Annotated in this window: 24 protein-coding genes and 1 riboswitch; of the genes, 9 read left to right on the top strand and 15 right to left on the bottom strand. The window is 43.6% G+C overall.

Annotated elements, in window-relative coordinates:
* Positions 1-22 precede the first annotated feature (22 nt).
* From ACTNB8_RS06865 to ACTNB8_RS06820, 10 genes are all read right to left on the bottom strand, one after another.
* Positions 23-1,531, bottom strand: coding sequence for a cobyric acid synthase (locus ACTNB8_RS06865; protein ID WP_441053418.1), 1,509 nt, complete (start codon positions 1,529-1,531; stop codon positions 23-25).
* Between the two features lie 17 nt (positions 1,532-1,548).
* Entirely contained in the window at positions 1,549-2,631 is a 1,083-nt protein-coding gene (locus ACTNB8_RS06860) for a pyridoxal phosphate-dependent aminotransferase (protein ID WP_441053417.1), read from the bottom strand.
* A 43-nt stretch (positions 2,632-2,674) separates the two neighbouring features.
* Positions 2,675-3,637: an adenosylcobinamide-phosphate synthase CbiB gene (gene cbiB / locus ACTNB8_RS06855; protein ID WP_441053415.1), complete on the bottom strand. Its 963-nt coding sequence runs from the start codon at positions 3,635-3,637 to the stop codon at positions 2,675-2,677.
* 5 nt (positions 3,638-3,642) lie between these two features.
* A complete protein-coding gene (locus tag ACTNB8_RS06850) occupies positions 3,643-5,055 on the bottom strand; it encodes a cobyrinate a,c-diamide synthase (protein WP_441053413.1) in 1,413 nt (470 codons plus the stop codon).
* On the bottom strand, positions 5,052-7,043 hold the full coding sequence (cobK, locus tag ACTNB8_RS06845) for a precorrin-6A reductase (protein WP_441053411.1): 1,992 nt from the start codon (positions 7,041-7,043) through the stop codon (positions 5,052-5,054). Before cobK ends, ACTNB8_RS06850 begins: the two co-directional genes overlap by 4 nt.
* Entirely contained in the window at positions 7,036-7,767 is a 732-nt protein-coding gene (cobJ, locus tag ACTNB8_RS06840; RefSeq protein ID WP_441053409.1) for a precorrin-3B C(17)-methyltransferase, read from the bottom strand. Before cobJ ends, cobK begins: the two co-directional genes overlap by 8 nt.
* Entirely contained in the window at positions 7,760-8,815 is a 1,056-nt protein-coding gene (locus tag ACTNB8_RS06835) for a cobalt-precorrin 5A hydrolase (protein ID WP_441053407.1), read from the bottom strand. Before ACTNB8_RS06835 ends, cobJ begins: the two co-directional genes overlap by 8 nt.
* Positions 8,816-8,834: 19 nt before the next feature.
* A complete protein-coding gene (gene cobM / locus ACTNB8_RS06830) occupies positions 8,835-9,593 on the bottom strand; it encodes a precorrin-4 C(11)-methyltransferase (protein ID WP_441053405.1) in 759 nt (252 codons plus the stop codon).
* Position 9,594: 1 nt separating this feature from the next.
* Entirely contained in the window at positions 9,595-10,761 is a 1,167-nt protein-coding gene (gene cbiD, locus ACTNB8_RS06825; protein ID WP_441053403.1) for a cobalt-precorrin-5B (C(1))-methyltransferase CbiD, read from the bottom strand.
* A 117-nt stretch (positions 10,762-10,878) separates the two neighbouring features.
* Positions 10,879-12,321, bottom strand: a complete 1,443-nt coding sequence (locus tag ACTNB8_RS06820) for a L,D-transpeptidase family protein (RefSeq protein WP_441053401.1) — start codon at positions 12,319-12,321, stop codon at positions 10,879-10,881.
* A 270-nt stretch (positions 12,322-12,591) separates the two neighbouring features.
* Between ACTNB8_RS06820 and ACTNB8_RS06815 the strand changes: the two genes are divergently transcribed.
* Positions 12,592-14,076 carry a nucleotide sugar dehydrogenase gene (locus ACTNB8_RS06815; RefSeq protein WP_441053399.1) on the top strand — a complete coding sequence of 495 codons (1,485 nt, stop codon included), beginning with the start codon at positions 12,592-12,594 and terminating at the stop codon, positions 14,074-14,076.
* A gap of 77 nt (positions 14,077-14,153) precedes the next feature.
* A complete protein-coding gene (locus ACTNB8_RS06810; RefSeq protein ID WP_441053397.1) occupies positions 14,154-15,041 on the top strand; it encodes an RluA family pseudouridine synthase in 888 nt (295 codons plus the stop codon).
* Here the strand turns inward: ACTNB8_RS06810 and ACTNB8_RS06805 are convergent.
* From ACTNB8_RS06805 to ACTNB8_RS06790, 4 genes are all read right to left on the bottom strand, one after another.
* The gene (locus tag ACTNB8_RS06805; protein WP_296155427.1) at positions 14,995-15,783 is read right to left on the bottom strand and encodes a type III pantothenate kinase; all 789 of its coding nucleotides are present in this window, start codon (positions 15,781-15,783) and stop codon (positions 14,995-14,997) included. The genes ACTNB8_RS06810 and ACTNB8_RS06805 overlap by 47 nt on opposite strands.
* An 18-nt stretch (positions 15,784-15,801) precedes the next feature.
* Positions 15,802-16,455 carry an ECF transporter S component gene (locus ACTNB8_RS06800; protein ID WP_441053395.1) on the bottom strand — a complete coding sequence of 218 codons (654 nt, stop codon included), beginning with the start codon at positions 16,453-16,455 and terminating at the stop codon, positions 15,802-15,804.
* A 99-nt stretch (positions 16,456-16,554) separates the two neighbouring features.
* Positions 16,555-17,760, bottom strand: a complete 1,206-nt coding sequence (coaBC, locus tag ACTNB8_RS06795; RefSeq protein WP_441053393.1) for a bifunctional phosphopantothenoylcysteine decarboxylase/phosphopantothenate--cysteine ligase CoaBC — start codon at positions 17,758-17,760, stop codon at positions 16,555-16,557.
* A gap of 156 nt (positions 17,761-17,916) precedes the next feature.
* On the bottom strand, positions 17,917-18,927 hold the full coding sequence (locus tag ACTNB8_RS06790) for an anthrax toxin lethal factor-related metalloendopeptidase (protein ID WP_441053392.1): 1,011 nt from the start codon (positions 18,925-18,927) through the stop codon (positions 17,917-17,919).
* A 179-nt stretch (positions 18,928-19,106) separates the two neighbouring features.
* A riboswitch (cyclic di-GMP riboswitch) is annotated at positions 19,107-19,190 on the bottom strand.
* Positions 19,191-19,417: 227 nt separating this feature from the next.
* On the opposite strand from ACTNB8_RS06790, the gene ACTNB8_RS06785 reads away from it, so the two are divergent.
* The 7 genes from ACTNB8_RS06785 to ACTNB8_RS06755 are packed head-to-tail and all read left to right on the top strand — an operon-like array spanning position 19,418 to position 24,317.
* Complete coding sequence (locus ACTNB8_RS06785) at positions 19,418-20,362, top strand: transglutaminase-like domain-containing protein (protein WP_441053390.1); 945 nt, start codon at positions 19,418-19,420, stop codon at positions 20,360-20,362.
* Between the two features lie 18 nt (positions 20,363-20,380).
* The gene (locus tag ACTNB8_RS06780) at positions 20,381-21,424 is read left to right on the top strand and encodes a type II secretion system F family protein (RefSeq protein ID WP_441053388.1); all 1,044 of its coding nucleotides are present in this window, start codon (positions 20,381-20,383) and stop codon (positions 21,422-21,424) included.
* A 10-nt stretch (positions 21,425-21,434) separates the two neighbouring features.
* Positions 21,435-21,797: a hypothetical protein gene (locus tag ACTNB8_RS06775; RefSeq protein ID WP_441053387.1), complete on the top strand. Its 363-nt coding sequence runs from the start codon at positions 21,435-21,437 to the stop codon at positions 21,795-21,797.
* A complete protein-coding gene (locus ACTNB8_RS06770; protein ID WP_441053386.1) occupies positions 21,794-22,288 on the top strand; it encodes a DUF4860 domain-containing protein in 495 nt (164 codons plus the stop codon). Before ACTNB8_RS06775 ends, ACTNB8_RS06770 begins: the two co-directional genes overlap by 4 nt.
* Complete coding sequence (locus tag ACTNB8_RS06765) at positions 22,289-22,750, top strand: hypothetical protein (protein ID WP_441053384.1); 462 nt, start codon at positions 22,289-22,291, stop codon at positions 22,748-22,750.
* Complete coding sequence (locus ACTNB8_RS06760) at positions 22,747-23,247, top strand: hypothetical protein (RefSeq protein WP_441053382.1); 501 nt, start codon at positions 22,747-22,749, stop codon at positions 23,245-23,247. Before ACTNB8_RS06765 ends, ACTNB8_RS06760 begins: the two co-directional genes overlap by 4 nt.
* A 5-nt stretch (positions 23,248-23,252) precedes the next feature.
* Positions 23,253-24,317 carry a type IV pilus twitching motility protein PilT gene (locus tag ACTNB8_RS06755; protein ID WP_441053381.1) on the top strand — a complete coding sequence of 355 codons (1,065 nt, stop codon included), beginning with the start codon at positions 23,253-23,255 and terminating at the stop codon, positions 24,315-24,317.
* 50 nt (positions 24,318-24,367) lie between these two features.
* Here the strand turns inward: ACTNB8_RS06755 and ACTNB8_RS06750 are convergent.
* Positions 24,368-25,420: sortase B protein-sorting domain-containing protein (locus ACTNB8_RS06750; protein ID WP_441053379.1), on the bottom strand; the 1,053-nt coding region annotated here is incomplete at its 5' end.

The following is a 25,420-nucleotide window of genomic DNA, read 5'->3' as shown; positions in this document are numbered from 1 at the left end:
ATCACTGCTCATATCAGCTTTATCAGATTCCCTCATCCAAAATTTCATAGATTTTTTTCATATCCAGATGTTTCCGTAATTCCGCTGCCAGAATATCATACTGAGTCTCCTTGAATGCAGCAAAATCAACACCTTCCATATCAGAAACATCAATGCCTTTCTTCTCACCAACTGCACGTACAAGTCCAAGTGCAACTTCTTCTCTGTCAAAAATCCCATGCACATAGGTTCCACATACATTATGATAAAAAGTTCCTTCTGTCTTTTCACTGCCTGTCACAGTATCCCTTGTAAAGGTACTGGCATGACCGCCATCTTTCCAGGTGCTCTCACCCATATGGATCTCATAGCCTGTAAATTCCACATTTTTAAGAAACGCAAATTCTTTATTCAGTTCCAGAAATCTTCCTGTTACCTGGGTCCTTGTCTTCTTTTCTGCAAATACCGTATCTACAGGCAGAAGGCCCATTCCACGAATGGAACCACCTGCTTCCACTCCATATGGATCACTTAAAGTCTCTCCCAGCATCTGATATCCGCCGCAGATTCCGAATATAAAGGTTCCTCTTGATGCAGCTTTAAGAATCAGTGTTTCCATTCCGCTCTCTCTCAGCCAGTGAAGATCTTCCATTGTATTCTTTGTTCCAGGAAGGAAAATCACATCCGGATTTCCAAGTTCAGAAGGATGTTTTACGTAACGAAGAGAAACTCCAGGAATACTTTCCAGAGGGTTAAAATCTGTAAAGTTTGAAATTCTCGGGACACGGATAACTGCCATGTCGATCACTCCGATTTCCTGATGTCTGTCAAACCGTTCTGTAAGGCTGTCTTCATCCTCCACCTGGATATCCAGATATGGAGCAACTCCTACCACCGGAATTTTACATTTTTCTTCCAGCATCGCAACTCCCGGGTCAAGGATTGTCTTATCTCCCCTGAACTTATTAATGATGAGGCCTTTTACCATGTCTTTCTCATCTTCTTCCAAAAGCTCTACTGTGCCGTAAAGCTGCGCAAACACACCGCCTCTGTCAATATCTCCCACAAGGAGCACCGGTGCCTTTGCCATCTTTGCCATGCCCATATTTACGATATCTTCTGTCTTGAGATTGATCTCGGCCGGACTTCCCGCACCCTCGATCACAATGATATCATTCTGCTCTGCCAGCATATCAAACGCCTTCATTATATCAGGAACAAGTTTTTTCTTATATCTGAAATAATCTCTGGCACTCATGGTTCCGATCACTTCTCCGTTTACAATAACCTGTGAGCCCACATCATTAGTCGGTTTCAGAAGTATGGGGTTCATAAGAACAGACGGTTCTATCCCTGCTGCTTCTGCCTGCATTACCTGTGCCCTTCCCATTTCAAGGCCTTCTGAAGTGATGAAAGAATTCAGTGCCATATTCTGGGATTTAAAGGGAGCCACCCTGTATCCGTCCTGATGAAAAATCCTGCACAGTCCGGCTGCCAGAAGGCTTTTGCCTGCATTTGACATGGTTCCCTGTATCATGATCGTTTTTGCCATTTCATTATCCTCCGGTATCACAACTGTTCCTGAAGTTCTCTGGCATGATTCTCTGCCATTTCTTCCAGTGCACTCTTAAGTCCTCTGATCAGCTGTTCATTTTCTTCATGTGTACGCACTGCAATTCTGTAAAATCCGGCCTTCAGTCCCGGATAATTGCCACAGTCACGGATCAGTATCTTCTGTTTCACCGCTGCCTCAAACAGCCCCGACGGACCTTTAAAAAAGATGTAATTTGCCCTGGATGAATAAACTTCCATCCCAAGCTTTCCAAGTTCATCTTTCAGCCATGGACTTTCCCCAAAGATCAGGTTTCGTCCCTTTTCAACATATGCTGTTTCTTTCAGTGCCACCACACCTGCCGCCTGCGCTACCACGGAAATATTCCATGGCTGTGTAACCTGTGTCATCTTTTCGATCAGTTCAGTGTTTTCTGTAATTCCATATCCCAGACGCACACCAGCCATTGCATAACGTTTTGTAAAAGCTTTCAGTATAAAAAGATTATGGTATCTGGAAAGCTGCGCTTTCAACGTATACCGCATTCCCTGCTCCACAAAATCAAGGAAACATTCATCTACTACAAGAAGAATTCCCATCTCTCTGCATACTCTTAATATCCGAAACAAAAATTCTCTGTCTATAAGAACTCCTGTAGGGTTATTCGGATTGCAGAGAAATACCATATCCAGATCTTTGTGAAGCCAGTCAATAAAATTTTCCTGCATCTGAAATCCGTCTTCTTCTCTCAGAAGCACATGTTCCACCTGACACCCCACACTCTCAAGTGCCTGCTCATACTCTGCGAAAGTCGGCACAGGTATCAGTGCTTTACGTGGTCTCACAGCCTGACACAGAGAAAATACCAGCTCTGCCGCTCCGTTTCCGCAGATCACATGTTCCGGCAGAACATCTTCATACTCTGCGATCGCATTCCGCAGCGGTGCATATCCAACCTGAGGATAGTCTTTCAGTCTGTCAACACTGTCATACACTGCCTGCCGAACGCTTTCCGGTGTTCCAAGCGGATTGCAGTTTGCCGAAAAATCAAGACAGTCTTTATACGAATAAATATCCCCGCCATGTTTATGTTTTGTCATAATCTCTGTCCTCCTGCCGTTATACTTATGCTATATTCCAAACTCATACCCCTGTCACTGCCAGGCGGATCGCCAGACATAAGATGATGCCCAGTATGGCTGTCGCATAAAGCAGACGGTTTGCCTTCCGGATATCCTCAACTTCAACTGCTCTTACAGAATCTCCAATTGTAGGTTTTTCATATAGTTTTCCAAAATAATATGCATTACCTGCAAGCTGCACATCAAGTGCTCCCGCCATTGCCGCCTCTGTCTGAGCTGAATTGGGGCTTGCATGATTTCTTCTGTCCCTCCTGTAAATGCGAATGGCATTTTTGCCATCAAGGCCACAGACAAAAGCCGCCAGCGCCATAAGCCATCCGGAAATCCTTGCCGGGATATAATTTGCCACATCATCAAGCTTTGCACTGCATCTGCCAAAATAAAGATACCTGTCGTTTTTGTATCCCAGCATGGAATCCATGGTATTGATGCCTTTATAAAGAAACATCAGCGGTGCTCCGCCAATTGCCATATAGATCATCGGGGCGATCACACCATCTGAACTGTTCTCCGCCACGGTCTCCACCGCAGCCTTTGTAACGCCTTCTTCTGTAAGTTCTGCGGTATCTCTTCCCACGATCATGGAAACTGCATAACGTGCCTCCTCAAGAGTTCCGTTTTTCAGTCTGTCATATACTTTCATACTCTCATCTTTCAGCGAACGTGTTGCAAGCAGCTGATAACACCAGAACGTTTCCAGTATCACTCCGGCTACGGGCTGATACTGATAAAGCAGGTATAAAAGCACAGCTGAAACCCCGAAAGAAAAGCAGCATACCAGGAATGTCTCCATAAAACCGCCTGCAAGCTCACCCTTCCGTGTTTTTGGGAATACTTTACGAATTAACTTTTCCAGTGCAGAGATCAGTTTGCCGATAAAGCAGACCGGATGATAGAGCCATCTTGGATCTCCGAATATAAGGTCTAATAGAAACCCTGCTGCCAGGGCGATCGTATGATACATCAATGTTATCTCTCTTCCTGATGTTCTCTGGAACACCGCTGTTTTTTGTAGGAAAGACATTTCATGAGAAATGCCTTCGGTACTGCCGGGCAGCCGTAATAATAAAGATGTGGAAAACCAGCCATCACAGAGTCCGTTCCGTGAATACATTTCCAGGCTCTTCTGCTCTCAGGTTTCTGAGCAAGAAAAGCTTCCCCACAGTTTTCCGAATCAAAATAGTGAAACTCATGGGCGGGAATATTTCCAAGACAGTTATTGCCCAGAACCTCTTTCTGCTGTGTCAGAGTCACATACCCGAATCTTGAAAGTTTCGGTGTACGGAAAGCCCTGCCCTTTATCACACCGGCCATCTCATGTACAGAGCCGTTCATATCCTCCATCTGTTCATGAAGATACATAAAGCCTCCGCATTCTGCAAGACACGGAAGTCCTTCTGTTATTTTTTTCCTGACAGACTGCCGCATGGAGGAGTTGATTTCAAGTAACTCGCCGTTCAGTTCCGGATATCCTCCATAGAGAAGAATTCCGTCTGCATCCTCCGGAAGTTTCTTATCCCTCATCGGTGAAATAGGTATAAGTTCCGCACCCATTTCCCGCAGAAGTCTGAAATTGTCTTCATAGAAAAAGCAGAAAGATTCATCTGATGCCACTGCAAGCTTTACCTGTTCCGGAAGCCGGAAACCAAAGTCACTGTTTATTTCAGGCAGGCTTCTGTCAGACAAAATCTCCGGTGCGCTCTTCGCAAGTTTCAGGATTCCGTCAATGTCGAGCGTTTTTTCCAGCACATCTGCCAGTTTCGTCAGCCGGCCTTTAAGTTCCGGAATCTCATCCGGAAGCACAAGTCCCAGATGACGGCTCTCGATCACACAGTCTTCCACCTTCGGCACATAACCGAATACAGAAATCCCCAGCTGACTTTCCACAAGTTCTTTCATTCTCGGATAAAGCATAGGCGACATCTGATTAAAAATCACTCCACGTATTCCACTGTTTTCTTTGTATTCAAGAAAACCCTTGATATATGCTGCTAGCGAAACACTCATACCTCTGCTGTTCACAATAAGTACCACCGGCGTTTCTGTCACCATAGCCAGATCATAGGCACTTGCCCTTGTGGTAGTCCCTGCCACACCATCATAATACCCCATAACGCCTTCCATAACTGCAATCTCACAGTCTCTGGCATTTTTCTGAAGGAGATAACGGGTAATATCCGGTTCCATAAAAAAAGTATCCAGATTTCTGGATTTTGTACCAATCACTCTGCTGTGAAACATAGGATCAATGTAATCGGGACCACATTTAAAAGAAGCTGTTTTTATTCCACGGTTTACCAGTGCCTGCAAAAGTCCGCAGGTGATCAGGGTTTTTCCGCTTCCGCTGGCACCTGCCGCCAGAAGGATCCTGGGTGTCTTCATAAGTTTTTCTCCTCATGAGCCTGAATAGTAATAATATAAATCGGATTTTCGCCCATCATCATATGATAACGTCCGATGTCCTTTGACCTTGCCACGCCAAGCTGCACTACCTCTGTCTCCCAGTCCACACTTTCCTGCTCTTTTTTCAGTTCCCTGATGCATTCCAGTGCTTCACCCACTGTTTCCAGTGTAATACAGTTGATCACAATACGGACATATGGATTCTGTTCCATAAGAAGATGCACGATCTCTCTGAGATTTCCGGAAGACCCTCCGATAAATGCATGTGTCGGTATCGGAAGTCCTCTGAGTGCCTCCGGTGCTGTACCACGTATGATCTGCATGTGCTCCAGTGCAAATTTCTTTTTGTTTTCTTCCAGAAGAGCTGCCGCATCTTCTTTCTTTTCGATGGCAAATACATGCCCTCTGTATGCCCTGAGCGCCATCTCCACAGAAACAGAGCCCGTTCCTGCACCAATGTCATAGCAGATGGAGTCCTCCTTCAGTCTCAGTTTGGACAGCGATACTGTCCTTACTTCTGTCTTTGTCATAGGTGCTTTGCCTCTTATAAAGGCTTCATCCGGAAGTCCGTGCGTTGCCGGCTGACTTTCGGCAGATGGATTTACTGTGCAAAGGACACTTAAAGGATCTCCTTCATACTCTGTCAGATTTTTTGCCTGCGCTGAAAAAATCTTCTCATTTTTGTAAGAAAGATATTCGCCTACATAAAGAAGTACCTCTCCCATTCCGTATGCAGTCAGGTGTGATGCCAGCTTCGCCACGCTGTCCTTCTGTCCCAGAATGGCAAACACTTTATGATTCATGCAAATTTCCGATATCAGATTACAGCTTTTACCATGAGCACTGACGATTCTGGCGTCATCCCACGAAAGACCAATCCTGGACATAAAATAAACAACCGAGGAAATTCCACAGATCATTTCTGTTTTTTCTCCCAGAAGCTCTTTCAGTTTACGGGCTCCGCTGTAAAATCCCACATCTCCTGACAAAGCTATCACGATCCTGGAATATTCCGGATGCGCCTGAATATAATCCAGAATTTCCTGACTTCTGTACTCATAAAACACATCATGATGAGGAAGGCTGACAGAATCGGCCATCCTTCTGGCGCCTATGATCAGTTCTGCTTCTTCAAGGCATTTCCTGCCCTGAACGGTCAGAAGATCCGGATTCCCCATTCCTATTCCAAGTAATGTTATGTGAGGGTGACTTTCAAGTCCAAAACGCTCCATTAATTCACGTTTACACACTCTCACTGAAACTCCCTCTTCTTTGAGCGGACGCCCTATAATTACAGAAACTGCCTGACAGTTTTCGGCTGCCTGGATTTTTTCTTCAAATCCGCCTGCTTTGCCCGAATCTTTTGTTACCAGATATCTGCACTGATACTGTCTCAGTATCGCCTCATTCATTTCCTGCGAAAACGGTCCCTGCATCGCAATAAGATGTTTCCCCTCAAATCCGAGAGAACTGCAGGTTTCCACTACAGATGGAAGTGACAGAACTCTTGCATAAAAACGCTCTCTGTAATCCTCAACAGAAGTAAAGGCTTTCAGTTCCTTGCTTCCTGTTGTAAGGAGGACATTTCCTTCTGTATTCTTCAGAAATTCAGCAGCCTCTTCCACTGAATCCACATAAACGGCTTCCTGTCTTTCGCCCTGTCCACGAAGTACACGAATATACCGGATTCCTTCTGTTTCTGCAGCACTTCTGATATTAAGCGTCACTTCCTTTGCGTAAGGATGAGTTCCATCAAGGACCATCTCCGGCTTCTGCTCCTGAAATAGTTTTTTCATTTCTTCTTCTGTAAGACGTCCTGCCTTCACGTGAAGGAATTCGCTTTCACTCAATGACCTTGCTCCGTATTCTGTTGCAACGCAGGCAAGAGTATAGATCTTATGTTCAGCCAGAAAACGGCTGATCTCATATCCTTCTGTTGTTCCTGCAAAAACAATTGCTTTATACATCTCTGTATCCCCGTGGTGTCACCATCTTGCCATTGATTTCTTTTGTCTGGGAATTTCCGATAAAGACAGTTGTAAACATATCGACTTCTGTATCACGGAGTTCCTTCAATGTCATTACATGATATTCCTCGCCTTCACGACCGATCATGGATACCGTTCCGCAGACTGTCTCCGGTGATTTATACTGCATCATAAGATCACATGCTTTCTGCAGATAATCATGGCGTTTTCGGCTGGACGGATTATAAAGGCAGATAACAAAGTCCGCCTGTGACGCACCCAGAAGTCTAGCTTCGATTTTTTCCCATGGAGTGAGAAGATCACTGAGGCTTATCAGACAGAAATCATGGATAAGCGGTGCTCCCAGAACTGCTGCCCCGCCAAGTGCCGCTGTGACACCAGGCACGATTTCCAGTTCCACTTCCGGATACTTTGTGCCTACTTCATACATAAGGCCTGCCATTCCGTAAACACCTGCATCACCGCTGCAAATCATGGAAACCCTTTTACCCTTCATGGCTTCCTCAAATGCAAGCACACAGCGGTCTACCTCTTTTTTCATCGGTGTTGTAAGAAATTCTTTATCCGGAAAAGTATCTTTTACAAGGTCAACATAAACTGTATAACCGATGATCGTATCGCTTTCTTTCAGTGCATTCATTGCAATTCCGGTCATCTGGTCACAGCCTCCCGGTCCAATTCCAACTACATATATTTTATTCAAAACGTACCTCCCATTTCCGGATCGCAAGCGCTGTTGTCACACCGTTTCCTCCGGTTTTTTTTATGAGGAGTTTTCCATTATCTGAGCCAAGCACTGCGCTTCTCTCACAGACATTGTCTACTCCGGTAATTGATTTTACAAATGCAGAGGGAGTAAAATCTCCTGCAACTTCCCTAAGCTGTTCTTCTTCATATGTTTCAAAAGGAATCTGCCAATTTTCTGCCAGATGCTTAAGTCCCTGCTCATTTTTCTTGAGCGAAATACTGGCGATTTTTTCAACTGCCTCTCTTCTGATATCTGCCCTGCTGAGACATTCTTCTGCTGCGATCTTCACAGCCTCAGATTCTTTATCTTTCCGACATCCCATCCCAAGCGTTAGGATGTTCGGAACAATCTGTACTGTGGAGGCAAATGGCATACATGAAGTATGTACTGTCAGTACAATCCCGGTTTCTGGTATATTTCCATCCCGGTCTTTTCCTGTACTGTCACACACAACAAGCCCCCCTGGAAGTTTTCCCTTCCACGGGAACTCACTGTAAAAACCAACGGTCTCACCTGCAAGAATTGCAGCTGAAACTTCTTTGGCAGCTTTCATAAAAAAAATCCCACAGTGATTCCTGCGTGCAAAAACATCCACAGCAAAACGGCTGTGAAGATCTGTTGCCGTTGTGATGACTGCCTGTCCTTCCAGAATATCTGCTGCTTTTTGGGCAAGCTCATTTGCGCCGCCCAGATGCCCGGATAAAAGTGATATTACATACTTTCCGCATTCATCAATGACCAGAACAGCCGGATCTGTTTTCTTGCTCGCAACATAAGGAGCAATGCTTCTCACTGCAATTCCACATGCCCCCACAAAGATCAGTCCGTCATCCAGGCAGAATCTTTCCCCTGCCCACTGTTCTGTACTTACAGAAACAGAATTTTCCAGATATTTGCTTTTTGAAAACAATGAAACTTCATTCCCCTGTTTCTCAAGACCCTGTTTCAGTTTTTCAGCAGTTGCCGCTCCCGTCATGCTAAAACAGATCATGGATATTTTCATGGAAGATTCCTCCATACTGTTACTTTGTTGCTTTTCTGAACTCTGTGGTAAATTCAGGATCATAGAGTTTCGAGCGGTCGTAATGCGCACCCTTAACAGAATCCCCGATGATCATCAGTGCTGTTTTTGTAATATTGTTTTTAGCTGCTGTTTTTGCCAGAGTGCCTACAGTGCAGACGAAGCTCTTTTCATCCGGCCAGGTTGCCTTATAAACAATCGCAGCCGGTGTATCCTCGTTATATCCTCCCTCAACCAGTCTGCGGCTCAGTTCTTCCAGCATACCTGTGCTGAGAAAAACAACCATAGTTGCCTGATGTGCTGCAAAAGACTGGATACTTTCTTTGGATGGAACAGGGGTACGTCCTTCCATTCTTGTAATGATCACGCTCTGTGAGATATCCGGAAGTGTGTATTCCAGATTCAGTGCACTTGCCGCACCGCAGAAAGCGCTGACACCCGGGCAGTAATCATATACGATTCCTTTCTCATCAAGAATGTCCATCTGTTCTCTGATCGCTCCATAAATACAGGGATCTCCTGTATGGAGACGTACTGTCATCTTTCCTTCTTTTTCTGCTTTTTCCATAACAGCAATTACTTCTTCCAGTGTCATCTTCGCACTGTTATGAATCGTGCAGACATCTTTGCTGTATTCCAGAAGCTGGGGATTTACAAGTGACCCTGCATAAATGATCACATCAGCCTCCTCCAGATACTGTTTTCCCCTTACTGTGATAAGATCCGGTGCTCCCGGTCCTGCGCCTACAAAATGTATCATGTCAATTCACTCCTTGATTAATTTTTGTGATCAGTTCTTCTGCATGCGGTGTCTGTCCAAGGTATCCAAACTCATTTGAAAAGACAACTGCTCCCAGAAGAATCTGTTCATAAGACCTGTGATCCAGATAAAACTGTATCCGGTCTGTAATTTCTTTCATTGTTTCATGCAGTATGCAGTGTTTCTCCAGAATATGCAGTGCTTCATCTGTCGTGTTACATGCAAGGATCTCTCTTGCACACTCAATGCCAGCCCCGGCACGTATCGCATTGGAACAAATGACCTCCATACGACCGTCAGCACTGTGTGAATGTGTATTCATAATGCCAGCCGCAACCTTTACAAACTTACCTATATGAGAGACAAAAAGGATTCCCTTCGCTCCCATATTCACTGCCATATCTATCGTTTCGCCTACATAATTACTGCATTTGATATTTTTTTCAAAAGGAAGTTCCATATGTTCCCTGAGATAATCAGCGCCGTAATTTCCAGGTGTGACAAGAAGATATTTTTCTCCCTGGCTCACATGCTGGGTCATTTCCACTTCTATGCTGCGGATAAGCGCTTTTTCACTCATTGGTTCCACAATTCCTGATGTGCCGAGAATGGAAATTCCTCCCTGAATACCAAGTCTTGGATTAAAAGTCTTTCTGGCGATTTCTTCTCCTTCAGGTACATAAATGGTAACTTTCAGTTTTCCCTCATAATCAAACTGACCTGCTGCCTCTTCCACTGCCTTATATATCATCTTGCGCGGAACAGGATTAATTGCAGCTTCTCCTACTTTTTGCGAAAGCCCCGGCTTTGTCACACGTCCGACTCCGATACCTCCGTCAACAGTGATCCGGGGTGCCGTAATATCACTGTTCTTTTCAACTCTCGCATAGATGAGAATTCCGTCCGTAGTATCCGGATCATCTCCGGCATCTTTTTTTACCGCACAGGAAGCAGCATCCGCTTCTCTGCTTATATCTGCAAGTTCCAGATGAAGAAGAATTCCTTTTGGGGTCATCAGTGACACTTCTTTTATCTCCCTGCCTCCCAGAAGAATCTGCGCCGCCCCTGAGGCAGCTGCTGCCGCACAGGAACCTGTCGTATAACCAAATCGCATTTTTTTGTTGTTGCGAATCACAAAATAATCTTCCAGACCGGTTTTATGTGTCATAAATTTCCCCCTTTCAGCCATTATTTTATTATACAATTTTGCCTGATAAAAGTCAATAAAACCGGCTCCCTTATGAAGAGCCGGCTAGTATTTAAGTAACTGTTCACAGCAACGTATTTAATATATGATGATCGGATATCCTCCGTCAATGGCATTGTAGATTATTGCCGCCTGATCTTTGGGAAGGTTTACGCATCCATGGCTGCCTGCTCCGGATTTATACCTGTTGCCGCCAAAAGAAGACTGCCACGTTGCATCGTGAAGACCCTGACCATATACAAACGGCATCCAGTAAGTAACTGTAGTGTTATATCCATACTGGTCACTGGTAAGTGTATACGGACTCGCCTTATATGCGATCGGCCATGCGCCTCTCATAGTTTCTCTTTCCGGTGTCGGTGCGCCGCTGACAATGTCTGTCTCAGTAACCAGCGCACCATCTTTGTACAGCCACAGGTGCTGGTTATCTAGGCTGACTTCAATGTAACTTCCTGCCAGATCATCACGACCGTTCCGCTGCATTCCTGCTATACTGTATACCGGATCCCTTGTCACCGGTGTTCCTGTTTCCAGATCCTGGAGCAGCTGATTCAGTTCTCCCTCCTGATCGATCTGAAATCCGTATTCGTTGTCAGACACTGTCACATCACTTCCATATGATGTATGAAAAGTTCTCGGCACATAAATAGTATTATAATTCGTTGCAAGATTCTCCACATATGCCTTCGCCTGATTCTGGTCAACGCTGACATTTTCTCCATCTATTTTCAGCCAGGAATCAATCGTACTGCCATCCAGAACTTCTGTTTCGCTTCCAAATGTATAAGTGACTGTCATGTTTCTGTATGTATCCAGTCTGGCATTCAGATTTGTAAGTTTATTCTGCATTTCTTCTGACTGTGCACTGACCGGAAGCTGGTAGACTTCCGTTCCCATGGTAACTGTCACATCGTCTCCCAGAAGATCTGTCTGAAAAACAGAATCCAGGGTCTGATCCACATACGCCTTAAGACGTGCCTCATCGATCATATTTCCCTGTGTTTCATTTACCATTACATATTTTTTCTGCTTTTCATCATACTGAACTGCTGCATCTACAGAAGCAGTCCGTTCTTTATCCCCGAAATTCCCGGATACAAGTACTGATTTTTCCTGGTTTTCGTCTTTATTCAGCTGATACTGTATCTTATAATCTTCCTGCGTTGCGAGAAGATGTCTGTCTGCCGCTCTTTTCTTACGAAGATCTTCCAGCTGTGATCTCAGGTCATCCGCATTGATGCTGTATCCCAGATTTCCCAGTGTTGTCTCATAAACCTCCGCTCCGTCTTCCTGAAAAACCACCTTACGGTTCTGGAATGATTTAAGTATTTTCTGCTCTGCCTTCGGTACCGTCAATTTCGACACATCAAGGCCGTAAACAGAAATTTTGCGCCCCAGCGTGTTATGATCTGCCACATATATATAAGAAAACAGCCCGACAACAAGTGCAAGCGCAGCTGTCACGCAGATCCCCAGAATAATTTTCTTACTTTTTCTTGTGATTTTCAGTTTTTTCCCCATGTTTCCTCTTCCCTCTGGACTGCTGTATATTTTATGTCTTAGTATACCAGTAAATATCCTTTTTTTGTAAACATAATTTTACATTTATATTTCTTTCTTCGTTCTTTTTGTTATTTTAAATAACATCTTTCTTATTTATCTTCCACACCATTTCTTCATTTTTCTCTTGTTTTTTATCTGTTTTTGTTTTAATATAAATAAATATTCTATTTGTATTTGGATTGTCATTTTATTATTTAAAATAACTTTTGCCATAAAAGGATTTTTTATATGAAAAAATTATCCCAGAAAAAACTTTCTCAGCTTGTCGCCAGCCACCGTAAATCACTTGGCATGACGCAGAAACAACTGTCCGAGTCCACAGGAATCAACCGTTCTCTTATTTCCAGGCTCGAAAAGGAAGACTTCATTCCGTCAATTTCCCAGCTGGAACAGCTTTGTGAAGTTCTCGGTTTTGAACCGGATCAGGTTTTTGTGAGTACAGGTCTTCCTTCCAGACTGCCTTCGCCTTCTCCACTTAATATCGCAGTTGCAGGAACCGGCTACGTCGGACTTTCCATTGCGACTCTGCTTGCACAGCACAATCATGTAACAGCCGTTGATATCATACCCGAAAAGGTCAAAATGCTGAATCAGCGGAAATCTCCCATACAGGATGAATATATCGAGAAATATCTTAAAGAAAAAGATCTCGACCTCACTGCAACCCTGGATGGTGAAGCCGCCTACAGAGATGCAGATTTTGTTATCATTGCCGCACCTACAAACTACGACAGTCAGAAAAACTATTTCGACACTTCTGCTGTAGAGGCTGTTATCCAGCTGGTTATGAAAGTAAATCCTGGCGCTGTTATGGTTATAAAATCCACCATACCTGTCGGTTACACCGAAAATGTCCGTAAAAAATACAATACCTCAAACATTATTTTCAGTCCTGAATTTCTCCGTGAATCCAAAGCGCTTTACGATAATCTTTATCCAAGCAGAATTATCGTCTCCACGGATCCTGATGATGAACATCTTGTCCGGGCTTCCCGCCAGTTTGCGGCGCTTCTTCAGGAGGGAGCACTGAAAGAAAACATAGATACACTTTTTATGGGCTTTACAGAAGCAGAGGCTGTCAAGCTGTTTGCAAACACCTACCTTGCCCTCCGAGTATCTTATTTCAATGAACTGGATACTTACGCAGAAATGAAAGGACTTAACACGCAGGATATCATTCAGGGAGTATGCCTGGATCCACGTATCGGAACTCATTACAACAATCCTTCTTTCGGATACGGCGGCTACTGTCTGCCAAAAGATACCAAGCAGCTTCTTGCAAACTATAATGATGTTCCCCAGAATATGATGAGTGCCATTGTGGAAAGCAACCGTACAAGAAAAGATTTTATTGCTGACCGGGTGCTCAAAATGGCCGGGTACTACAGCTACGGCGAAGACAATTCCTACAGTTCTGATATGGAAAAGCCAGTTACTGTCGGTGTATATCGTCTTACCATGAAAAGCAATTCCGACAACTTCCGTCAGAGCAGCATCCAGGGTGTCATGAAACGTATCAAAGCCAAAGGTGCCACAGTTATCATCTATGAACCAACCCTTGAAAATGGTACTACTTTCTTCGGGAGCCGCGTTGTCAATGATCTCAGGAAATTCAAAGAACTCAGTCAGTGTATTCTTGCCAACCGTTATGACAACTGTCTGGATGATGTCCAGGAAAAAGTCTACACCCGTGATCTTTTCCGCAGAGATTGACATCACGAAAATGCTGTGATAACCTTTGAGCCAGACTGTTACCATTCACCCTGATCACAGCAAAAAGGAGCATCAATATGGATCGAATTCTGGACTACAAAGTTTCTCTCTGTGAAGACGGCATGACTGTCCTTCATTTTCTCCGGGCGAAAGGATTTTCACGCCATATTCTCACTTCTATGAAACCGGACAAAAAAGCTCTCACTCTGAATGGCGAAAAAGCCGGTGGAAACACTGTTCTTCATACCGGTGATGTTCTCCATGTCCGGATTCTTGAGACCGGTTCCTGTGAAGGCATTATCCCTGCAGAGATGGAACTTTCTGTTCTCTACGAAGATGAAGACATTCTTGTTCTGAACAAAGCTTCCAACCTTCCGGTACATCCATCTATCGGGAATTATGAGAATACGCTTGCAAACGGAGTAGAATCTTATTTCCGCTCCCGGAATCTGATCTGTCCATTTCGCTGTATCAACCGTCTTGACCGTGACACTTCCGGAGCACTGATCCTTGCCAAAAACGCCCTCAGTGCCGCAATTCTTTCCGCACAGATGCGTAACCGCGAAATCCGTCGGACATATCTTGCCATCGTCCAGGGAATTGCGCCAAAAAAAGGAACCGTCTCTGCCCCCATCGGGAGAAAAGACGGTTCCGTAATGGAACGTCAGGTTGATTTTGATCACGGTGAATCAGCCGTCACCCACTTTCAGCGTCTTGCTATATCTGACAATTATTCTCTGCTGGAGCTTCATCTCGAAACAGGAAGGACACATCAGATCCGAATCCATATGGGTTATATCGGTCATCCACTTCCTGCTGATTATCTGTATAATCCTGTTTACGACCGCTTCAGTCGTCAGCCGCTGCATTCTTATCAGCTTGATTTCCGTCATCCCCTTACAGGAAAACAGATGTGTATTACCGCTCCTGTGCCGGGTGATCTTTGCGATTCTTTTCGTAAATGATCTGAAGACCTTTCAGAAGGAGATCTCCGTCAAGGATCATCTTTCTTTTGCAGTGCGGTATGATTTTTTTGGACATACCGCCTGTGGCGATCACTGTAACCTTCTGTCCAAGTTCTTCTTCGATCCTGTCAATGATACCATCCACAGCTGCTGCATTTCCATAAAGAATCCCACTCTTCATACAGTCAACAGTATTTTTACCGATAATACGTTTCGGCTCTTCAATGCTGATTCCGCTCAACTGTGAAGCCCGGGAAGTAAGAGCATCCAGAGAGATTCTTACTCCCGGCATGATCATACCTCCAATATAACGTTTCTTATCATCCAGGACAGATACTGTAGTTGCAGTACCCATGTCCACAATAACAAGCGGTACCGGATACTGTGCCAGTGCTGCCACTGCATCCGCTACCCGGTCAGCGCCCATTTCGCCGGGGTTATCCAGCATGATATTTAATCCTGTACGGATCCCGGGGCCAAGAACCATTGCATCTTTGTGAAGAATCTTGTGTACAGCAAGTTTGGCTGCATTTGTAATCTGCGGAACAACTGAAGAAATGATCGCACCGTCAATATCAGAACGGCTGATATGATAAATATCAAGAATTGTTTTGATATCTATTGCATATTCCAGTTCTGTCTTGGTACGTACTGTAGCCACTCTTTCTGTAAAATATATTTTTTCCTTATCTATACAGCCAACCACAATGTTGGTGTTTCCAATATCAATTGCTAAGATCATACGTTTTCTTCCTGTCTTTTATGATGCTGCATTTACTTTAACATCTTTATCTGCGACCATCTGTGATGCCGGAATCAGATGAGCTTTTGAAAGTGCAGCTCCTACTGCTCCTGTGATAATTGTTGATGAAAGCATTTCGCAGACTGCATTGATACCGACGAATGCACAGCAGAACAGAATGACATTTCTTCCTCCGATCAGTCCCTGTACATATTCAGTATTTCCAAACATTCCAACCAGTGCAGTCATAAAAAATAATGTATTTAAAAATGCGGAAAAGAATCCGGTAACTGCGCATGATACATATACATTTGTTTTCTTACGCATTCCTCTGTAAATAAATCCAAGACAGATTCCGTCCAGAAGTCTCGGTACGAATCTCTGGATAAATGCAAGAACCGGATTAATGCTGAAAAGCATTGCACCCATGGCACTTGTACCGCCAACGCCTATACACTGCAAAAAGCTTGTAAGGCCGAATATTGCTCCGGCAACAGCACCACCTACAGGTCCAAGAACTACTGCACAGATAGCAACAGGGATCACGTTAAAAGAAATCGCCAGTGGTCCGATATTCAGATACCCCAGTGGTGTGTAAGCCATAAGCAGAAGCACACCTGCCATCAGTCCGAGCATTGTCAGTTGCGTTGTTGTAAATTTTTTGGTTTTCATGTTTTTCCTCCTTGTTATCGTTCCCTTTGGGATACAATACGGTGCGGAACAGCGGACTTCTATTATTCTTTTTTATTTGCCCGCTTCCTGGTGTACGGGTTACATTCCCCTTTCTTTCATTATAGAAAGGATCTTATCCAGGATGATATGGGCTGCGTCCTCTTTGCTCATAAGCTGAAGTGACACGTCTTCATCCTGAGTAATCAGGGTAAGCACATTAGTATCTCCCTGGAAGCCGGCTCCTGCCACCTTAAGGTTATTGGCTGCCACCATATCCAGATTTTTCTTCTGAAGCTTCGCCCTGGAATTACCTATCATATTCTGGGTTTCCATAGAGAAACCGCACAAAAACTGTCCCGGAGTTTTATTTTCTCCCAGATACCGGAGAATGTCATCTGTTCTTTCCAGTTCTATGGACATCTGATTGTCTTTTTTCTTAACTTTTTCATCATAAACAACAGCCGGACGATAATCTGCCACTGCTGCTGCCTTGATAATAATATCCTGTTCAAAACTGACTGAAGTCACTGCATCATACATATCTTTCGCAGATACTACAGGAACTACTTTTACAAACGGAGGCGGTTCAATAGCACACGGACCGCTGACAAGCGTTACATCTGCACCTCTGAGCATGGCATCTCTGGCGATTGCATATCCCATCTTTCCTGATGAATGATTGGTGATATATCTGACAGGATCTATTGCTTCCTGTGTAGGTCCGGCCGTCACCAGAATCCTGCGGCCTTCCAGATCTTTTTTACAGGCAATCTCCCTGAGAATATACTCCAGAAGCAGTTCCGGTTCCGGCATTTTGCCTGCTCCAACATCTCCGCATGCCAGATATCCGCTGGCAGGCTCGATCACCTCATACCCATAATGCTTCAGGATCCCGAGGTTGTCCTGTAATACAGGATTTTCATACATATTGGTATTCATGGCCGGTGAAATGATTTTCTTACATTTGCATGCCATAACTGTAGTAGTCAGCATATCATCTGCTATTCCATGGGCAAGCTTGCCAATCACATTCGCACTGGCAGGTGCTATCATCACCACATCTGCCTGTTTCGCTATAGACACATGCTCTACCTGAAACTGGAAGTTTCTGTCAAAAGTATCTACCAGACATTTATTTCCTGTAAGAGATTCAAAAGTTATAGGATTAATAAAATTCGTAGCATTCTGCGTCATAAGTACATGCACCTGCGCATGAAGTTTATTAAGAGCACTTGCAAGATATGCAATTTTGTATGCAGCAATACTTCCGGTAACTCCCAGAAGAACTGTCTTTCCCTTTAACATTGAGTTCTCCTCCTTTTGCTGACTGTTGATACATCTTTTTCATTATAACAGTCCTTCCTGTAATTGGAAAGATTTTTTTATGCTGTATATATTTTTATACAGTCTATAAAGCAAAAAACCGCCCGGATCACTCCGGACGGTCCTGTATGTAATTTATTAATTCCAGATTGCTCCATAAGCTTTCAGGATCATGTCAACTCTTGAAGTTGTGACTGTATTCAGAGCCTGTTCGATCGCATTGTATGTAGCGTTTCTCTGACTGCTGAGAAGTTCAGGGTTCTCAACATAATCTCTTACAGATTCCGCAAAATACTCAGCTGCATTCTGAGTTGCATATGCTTTGTTGTAACCGGTAAACTTAGATTTCTCACTGTTATAAACAGAAGCAAATGATGAACTCTGATCTACATTGCCTGCGATAAATGCAAGAAAATGTCCAAGTTCATGGTAGATCGTATCATCAGCTTCCTGAAGAGTGATTGTTCTTGTTCTTGCATCAAAATGTCCTGAATAAGCAACAAACGGATCTACTACTACTTTGAATCCCATCTTTTTATACGCTTCCAGTACTCTCTTATCCATCTTCGGTGCAATGGAAGCAACATCACTGACAGTATATTTGGACTGTGCTGCTGAAGAGCCGCCTGCTGATACGTCAATTTCCTGTTCTTCCTGCTGGCTGTTCTGTACAACCGGTGCTACAACAGTTGTTGTAGTCTTAACAGTTGTTGTCACTTTCTTTGTAACAAGTTTCTTTTTGGATTTCTTTTTAAACTTCTCAGTTGTCTGTGTTTTTACCGTTGTCTGAGTCTTTACTGTTGTTGTCTTATTTTTCTTTGCCGTTTTTGTTTTTGTTTTTTTCTTTGTTGGAAGTTTCTTTGTGTAAGACTTCTTCGCTGCTTTTTTCAGTTTGACTTTTTTCTTGGTTGTCTTTGTCTTGGAAGTAGTCTTAGTTGTTACCTTCGGTTTGGAAGCAAGCGGTGTATCATCACCTGTAAGTGTTGTCTCAATCTCCGGATCTGTGTAAGTAGTAAGTTCCGGTACATCCGGCGATGACTGCCATACCATTGAGATACTTCCGAACGTAAGCACTGCAGCTACTGCAACACAGCCTGCTGCAACTTTCTTTTTAAGAAGGAACGATTTGAGGTCCATTTTTCTTTTCATATTAATTCACACCTTTCAGAAAATGGACGCACTTCATAAAATCAGTTTTCCTGTAAAATCATCATATTGAATAAAAAAACCGTCTAATTACTGAAATAATAATTAAACGGCTGCTCATACATATAGATTCTGTTTTACAATTACTGTTCCATAAAATACGTCACTAAATCAGAATTTAATGCGGCAACCGGCTGTCATAGTCTCATGACCTTAGACCCTTGGCTTTGCGTCCCAGTCTTTCAACTGGTTTGCCCATATCCATATTATATGTTTCTGTCCACGCTGTGTCAACATCTTTTCTTAATATTTTATTGTATTTTTAATTTTATTGTAGTATTTTTAATTTTTCTGTAACTACAGGTAATACTGTGAACGGAGTGAGTAGTAACATTTTTTCTGTACGTCCTGTTCTTTTTTTCTTCATAATCTGCTATACTGAATGAGAGTTTTAAATCTCACCGGTTTACAACAACCACAAGGAGCGGTTTTTATGAAAAACACATCATTTATCCGTCTCCCTGCCATAATAATATACGTTTTCATTCTGTGCACAGTCCTTAGCGGATGCGGGGGCGGTTCTTCCAGTACCAAAAGTGATGAACCTCCGGTCTACTCTCCGCTTCAGGTACTTGTTCCCGAAGCCTCCGGAAAAGCTACAGTAGGCACTTCACCCCTGATTCTCGACATTTCCAACACAGATCAGGGATATTTCATTGCCGCATCTGATTCATCTGATTCCACGACCAGTATTCAGATGACAGCCCCTACAGGAATTCAGTATTCTTATTTTATCAGCCCTGACGAACAGGCAGTTATTCCTTTTACTGAAGGAAACGGTGATTATACAGTCACAGGTTATCAGCAGATCAGTGGCGACCAGTATGCGGCCCTGTACTGCGAAACAATAACTGTAACACTGAAAAACGATTTTCTTCCTTTTCTTTATCCGAATCAGTATGTGAATTTTACTCCCGCAAGCAAAGCCAGCACTCTGGCACTTTCCATGGTCACAGAGGATACTACTGATGTAAAGGCACTGGAACTGATATACAATTACGTTACAGAAAATCTTACCTATGATTACGAAAAAGCGGACACTGTTCAGACCGGCTATCTTCCTGATGTAGATGAAACCCTGACTTCAGGGACAGGCATCTGCTTTGATTATGCAGCTCTGGCAACCGCCATGCTGCGAAGCTGTGATATTCCATGCAAACTCCAGATTGGATATGCCGGCGATATCAAACATGCCTGGATTGATGTTTATATCCGTTCAAAAGGATGGATAGACAATGCCATCTCATTCAAAGGCGACAGCTGGTCTCTCATGGATCCCACTTTTGCATCTGCTGACAGCGACAGCGAAGAAGACAAAGAAGCAATCCAGGATTACATAGGTGATGCAGATAATTATACCGTACAGTTTACACGTTAATGGCAAAGGAGATTTTTTATGAAATACAGACTTACCGCCCGTGAACTCAGCAATTTCTTCGGGCAGATGGGAATGCTTGTTCATTCCGGAATATCCGTCTCAGAAAGTTTACATATTCTGCTGGACGAAAGTACTACAGATACTGACAGGCAGGTTCTTACCCTGCTTACTGATAATATAGAAAAAACAGGTTCTTTCTCCCAGGCCTGTACAGATGCCGAATGCTTTCCCGCTTCTGTAAGTGCATATCTGAAAACCGGAGAAGAAACCGGCTGTCTGGATGAAATACTTACCAGTCTTTCTGAGCATTACGACCGGGAGCAGGAAATTTCCGACCAGATCAGAAACGCAGTCACTTACCCACTCATCATGCTCGGAATGATGGGAGTTGTCATAGTTGTTCTTCTGGTAAAAGTTCTTCCTGTTTTTCGTCAGGTTTTTCTGCAGATGGGAATGGATATGAATGGTTTTTCCCGCGGGCTTCTCAATGCAGGTAATGTTATCAGTCGATATTCAACTGTTTTTCTTATTCTGACGGCGCTCCTCATTCTGGCAGTTCTGTTTTTCTGTCTGAACACACGTGGCCGCCATATGCTGACTGCTTTCGTATACCGGCTTCCCGGTTTAAGGGATATTCCTGTTTCCATGGATTACAGCCGGATGACACAGGGACTTTCTCTCGGACTCCGGAGCGGACTTTCAGCTGAGACAAGTCTTTCCCTTGCTTCAGAAATGGTTTCTCATCCGCTTGTTCTTGAACTTCTGCAAAAAGCTTCCACTCTTATTGAAGAGGGAGTACCTTTTTCCCATGCTCTGACTGAATCCGGACTTTTTGCAGGTATGGAGGGGCGGATGATTTCTGTTTCATTTCAGTCAGGTACTTCAGATGAGGCTCTCGGCCGCCTTTCTGAAAAATATCAGGAAAAATCTCTTGATCTCATCTCTCAGACTATTTCAGTCGTTGAACCTACGATCGTGATCCTGCTGTCCCTTCTGGTAGGTCTGGTTCTTCTGGCTGTCATGATGCCTTTACTTGGAATCCTTTCAGATATCGCAATGTGAGGTGGCAATAATGGAATTATTTGAAAGTCACAGAAAAAAATTTCTGCGTAATATGATGGTTCTTTTTCCGGTACTGTTTCTTGTATCAGTTGGGCTGATATTTTTTCTAGGACTGAATCTCACTTCAGACGAAACTCTTGCCAAAGAACAGCAGGCACTGGAGCAGGCACTGGAGCAGGGTGCCATACGGACATATGCTCTCAGCGGTCAGTATCCGCAAAGCCTCAATGAGCTTCTTGAAGATTATCACATTACTTACGACCACAGCCATTTTGTAGTGGAATACATGCCCAATGGAAGCAATCTTCTCCCATCGATCAGCGTGATACCTCTTTCTGATTCTTTCAGTCTCAGAAAGGAGGCCGCCTCATGAAAAAAACGATACAGAAGCATTCCATAGCCTCCCTGTTTTCGCTGGTGCTTTTTGGGCTGTTTACACTTTTTCTTCTTTTGATATTACTTTTTTCTGCAAAGGTTTATCAGAATCAGGTCAGCAATACTGACACTGAACTTTCACTTGGTACTGCTTCTGCTTATATTACCACAAAGTTCCGACAGCACGACTCTGCTGACAGTATTTTTACCGGTGAGCTGGAGGGAATTCCGGCGCTGTGTTTCCGTGATTCCATTGATGGTCAGAATTATATTACCTATATTTATCTCAACGGTACTTCTCTGAAAGAACTTTTTACTTCAGAAAATTCTGCAGTATCTGCTAATGCCGGAACCACTATAGCAGAACTCAAAGATTTTCAGGCAGTAGAAAACAAAAACAGTTTTTTTCGGATTACTCTTACTAACACGGCTGGAGATACAGATGAATTTTACCTGCACAGCACCGCCGCAGATCAGGAGGCTGATTAAATGAAAAAATTATATACTCATTCCAAAAACAGCCTCTTTCTTATAGAAATGATCATGGTACTGCTTTTCCTCTCGTTGTCCAGCGTTGCCTGTATCAGGATTTTTGCCGCAGCCAGCCAGAACCACGCAAAAGCCGTAGACTGGAGGCATATTCAGTCACTTACTACATCTGTCGGCGAGATTCTTGAAGGGACTGACGGAACACCTGACAGTGTTTCTAAATTTCTGTCCGGAAGCACGCAGAATTCCAGTACTTTGATCTGGTATTATGATAAAAACTGGGAAATCTGTTCTTCTGAAAAAGCTTCCCACAAAATGACTCTTATTCTTTCAACAGATGCAATGATAAAAGAAGGAACTCTCACTTTTTATTCTGTTCATGAAAAAAAAGAAACAGAATTTTATCAGACAGAACTTGCATTTCCGACAATTTCTTCTGACAGAAAGGAGGCTTCTTCATGAATCGCAGACACACATTTTTTGCGTCTACAGGCATCCCTTCACTGTTTCTCATTTTTGCAGTACTCTGTATGGCTGTTTTTTCACTGCTCACCCTTGGAAGTTCACGTTCTGAACTGAATTCAGCCAGACTTTCCATGGAACAGACAGAACAGTATTACAACGCCTGCAAAGAAGCAGCCGATACCGTAGTCGAAATCCAGGAAGTCCTTCAGTCATATCATACTCAGACCTCTGACAAAGATGAGTTTCTGAAACTTGCCGGTAATCTTTCTTCAGAATTTGAGGAGCTTGCTTTTGATGATTCTTCAGATGACATCCTGATTCTGTCGCATCCGTTTTCGGATACACAGAGTCTTCTCATCCGAATGCAGATTCTGTATCCACAGACTTCTGCCGATAAAAAACTAATCAAAATTTTACAATGGAAAACAGTGATTACCGCTGACTGGAATCCAGATACCAGCCAGTCTGTATATAATCCAAAACAGGAGGAATAATTGTCATGACCCAACAGGATACACTTGATTTTCTCACAAAAGCAGCCAATGAGCATGCTTCTGACATTTTTATTATTGCCGGACGCCCGCTGGTGATCAAAACCGATGGCCATCTTTCTAACTATGGAGACCACCTGATGCCGGAACAGACAGAAGAAATTCTGCAGACGATTTATAAATTTGCAAATGACCGTGATATCAGCAGACTGCATACTCACGGTGATGATGACTTTTCCTTTTCTATACCTGGTTTGTCCAGATTTCGTATCAATGCTTATAAACAGAGAGGTTCTCTGGCCGCTGTTATCCGTGTGATCGCATTCCAGCTGCCGGACCCTGCGGAGCTTTCCATTCCTGACGATGTCATGGATATTGCTGATTTTACAAGAGGCATGGTTCTTGTGACAGGTTCTGCAGGCAGTGGTAAATCCACTACCATGGCATGTCTCATCGACCGTATCAACCATTCACGGGAAGGGCATATCATCACTCTGGAAGATCCACTTGAATATCTTCACAGGCATGACCGATGCATCGTCAGCCAGCGTGAGATCTGCACAGATACTGACAGTTATCTGACTTCCCTTCGTGCCACTCTGCGACAGAGTCCTGATGTTATTCTTCTTGGTGAAATGCGTGATTACGAAACAATTCAGACTGCCATGACAGCTGCCGAGACAGGACACCTGGTGTTATCCAGTCTCCACACTCTCGGTGCCGCAAATACCATCAGCCGTATTATGGATGTTTTTGAACCTTCACAGCAGCGCCAGATTGCCATCCAGCTCTCCATGGTATTGCAGGCCGTCATTTCGCAGCAGCTGATCCCGGACGTTGACGGTCGTAATATACCAGTCTTCGAGGTTATGAAGCTTACCCCTGCAATCCGAAACATGATCAGGGATAATAAGATTTTTCAGATTGAAGGAGTCATTTCTTCTGCATCTCAGGATCAGATGCGTTCTATGGACCACAGCCTTCTTGAACTGTATAAAAAAGGACGCATCACCAAAGAGACTGCCCTGAAATACGCTCTTAATCAGGAAACATTGCGCAGAAGATTGCAGTAAGCGCAAAAAACAGGCCCGGAGGCTTATCGCCTCCGGGTCTGTTTTATTGCTTATTTATTGTCTTTTTTACTTTTCTTTCTGAATATGAAAATGAATGCCACGATTGCTGCGGCTGCCAGCAGAATTACCACATACAGAGCAATTGGTGTATTATCACCTGTCTTCACATTTGTGGAAGTTGTTGCATTGGTCGTTGTGGTTGTTGTCTTCTTTGTGTCTTCATCTTTCTTGTCTTTATCTTTCTCTGCTGGTTTTTCCTTATTTGTGATCGTTACAGAAGCATTCATATTTGAGTCATTTACTGTTACAGAATCTCCACTGTAACTTACTTCATACTCAAAATCTTCTGCTCCCTCTACAGGGGTACCATTTTCATCAGTTTCTACTACATAAAGTACACACGGTGCATCTTTTGCCACGCTGACATTTACAGTATAGCTTGTTTCTGAGCCATCTGCCAGATCCAGCGGAATGACATTTTCAGATGTATGTGTGGACAGTATCTTGTGATCCTTGTCATCAAAGATTCCTGCGTAGAATACTTCGTCAGAATTTTTTGCGTTTCCATCTGCACCCAGAAGTTTCTTGGTAACATTCAGTTTACCTTCCTTATAGAATCCATCCGGAACTGTCAGGAATTCATTGTTAAAGTAAACTGTCTTCGTACCGTTCGCTTCATTTACTGTTACTGTATTTCCATCTGTAAAGTTCGCCATGTAAACAGTTCCGTCTGCAAGTGTTCCGGAAGACTGTGCCGTACCATCTGCTGTACATTCAGCTACATAGTACTTTCTGCCGATTTCCAGATTTGTGAAGTTTACAGTTGATACTGATGCATTTTTGAATACAATTTCTTTTACATCTGTCAGTCTCTTCGTGCAGGCTTCATCGCCATACAGTGCAACATGGAATGTCTGGTCAACAGCACCAAGTGCCATGTTATTATAAACAAGCTTCTTAGTTACTGCTACAGACGCGCCTTTCAGCATGTTATCTTCTACCAGAAGGATTCCATCATCGCTGACTTTTGCAGTTGTTCCTGATTTGCTGATCTTGCCATCTGTTCCAATGGTAAATGTAGTATCTGCACTGATATCATATCC

It is taken from the genome of Blautia sp. HCP28S3_G10, from assembly GCF_052065235.1.
GTDB lineage: Bacteria > Bacillota > Clostridia > Lachnospirales > Lachnospiraceae > Blautia_A.
This window is presented reverse-complemented; position numbering and strand designations above follow the sequence as displayed.

Excerpts from the sequence above, each read along its gene's own strand:
- ACTNB8_RS06865 (WP_441053418.1), bottom strand. The coding sequence starts at position 1,531 with ATGGCAAAAACGATCATGATACAGGGAACCATGTCAAATGCAGGCAAA.
- ACTNB8_RS06860 (WP_441053417.1), bottom strand. The coding sequence starts at position 2,631 with ATGACAAAACATAAACATGGCGGGGATATTTATTCGTATAAAGACTGT.
- cbiB (WP_441053415.1), bottom strand. The coding sequence starts at position 3,637 with ATGTATCATACGATCGCCCTGGCAGCAGGGTTTCTATTAGACCTTATA.
- ACTNB8_RS06850 (WP_441053413.1), bottom strand. The coding sequence starts at position 5,055 with ATGAAGACACCCAGGATCCTTCTGGCGGCAGGTGCCAGCGGAAGCGGA.
- cobK (WP_441053411.1), bottom strand. The coding sequence starts at position 7,043 with ATGTATAAAGCAATTGTTTTTGCAGGAACAACAGAAGGATATGAGATC.
- ACTNB8_RS06835 (WP_441053407.1), bottom strand. The coding sequence starts at position 8,815 with ATGAAAATATCCATGATCTGTTTTAGCATGACGGGAGCGGCAACTGCT.
- cobM (WP_441053405.1), bottom strand. The coding sequence starts at position 9,593 with ATGATACATTTTGTAGGCGCAGGACCGGGAGCACCGGATCTTATCACA.
- cbiD (WP_441053403.1), bottom strand. The coding sequence starts at position 10,761 with ATGACACATAAAACCGGTCTGGAAGATTATTTTGTGATTCGCAACAAC.
- ACTNB8_RS06820 (WP_441053401.1), bottom strand. The coding sequence starts at position 12,321 with ATGGGGAAAAAACTGAAAATCACAAGAAAAAGTAAGAAAATTATTCTG.
- ACTNB8_RS06815 (WP_441053399.1), top strand. The coding sequence starts at position 12,592 with ATGAAAAAATTATCCCAGAAAAAACTTTCTCAGCTTGTCGCCAGCCAC.
- ACTNB8_RS06810 (WP_441053397.1), top strand. The coding sequence starts at position 14,154 with ATGGATCGAATTCTGGACTACAAAGTTTCTCTCTGTGAAGACGGCATG.
- ACTNB8_RS06805 (WP_296155427.1), bottom strand. The coding sequence starts at position 15,783 with ATGATCTTAGCAATTGATATTGGAAACACCAACATTGTGGTTGGCTGT.
- ACTNB8_RS06800 (WP_441053395.1), bottom strand. The coding sequence starts at position 16,455 with ATGAAAACCAAAAAATTTACAACAACGCAACTGACAATGCTCGGACTG.
- coaBC (WP_441053393.1), bottom strand. The coding sequence starts at position 17,760 with ATGTTAAAGGGAAAGACAGTTCTTCTGGGAGTTACCGGAAGTATTGCT.
- ACTNB8_RS06790 (WP_441053392.1), bottom strand. The coding sequence starts at position 18,927 with ATGAAAAGAAAAATGGACCTCAAATCGTTCCTTCTTAAAAAGAAAGTT.
- ACTNB8_RS06785 (WP_441053390.1), top strand. The coding sequence starts at position 19,418 with ATGAAAAACACATCATTTATCCGTCTCCCTGCCATAATAATATACGTT.
- ACTNB8_RS06780 (WP_441053388.1), top strand. The coding sequence starts at position 20,381 with ATGAAATACAGACTTACCGCCCGTGAACTCAGCAATTTCTTCGGGCAG.
- ACTNB8_RS06775 (WP_441053387.1), top strand. The coding sequence starts at position 21,435 with ATGGAATTATTTGAAAGTCACAGAAAAAAATTTCTGCGTAATATGATG.
- ACTNB8_RS06770 (WP_441053386.1), top strand. The coding sequence starts at position 21,794 with ATGAAAAAAACGATACAGAAGCATTCCATAGCCTCCCTGTTTTCGCTG.
- ACTNB8_RS06765 (WP_441053384.1), top strand. The coding sequence starts at position 22,289 with ATGAAAAAATTATATACTCATTCCAAAAACAGCCTCTTTCTTATAGAA.
- ACTNB8_RS06760 (WP_441053382.1), top strand. The coding sequence starts at position 22,747 with ATGAATCGCAGACACACATTTTTTGCGTCTACAGGCATCCCTTCACTG.
- ACTNB8_RS06755 (WP_441053381.1), top strand. The coding sequence starts at position 23,253 with ATGACCCAACAGGATACACTTGATTTTCTCACAAAAGCAGCCAATGAG.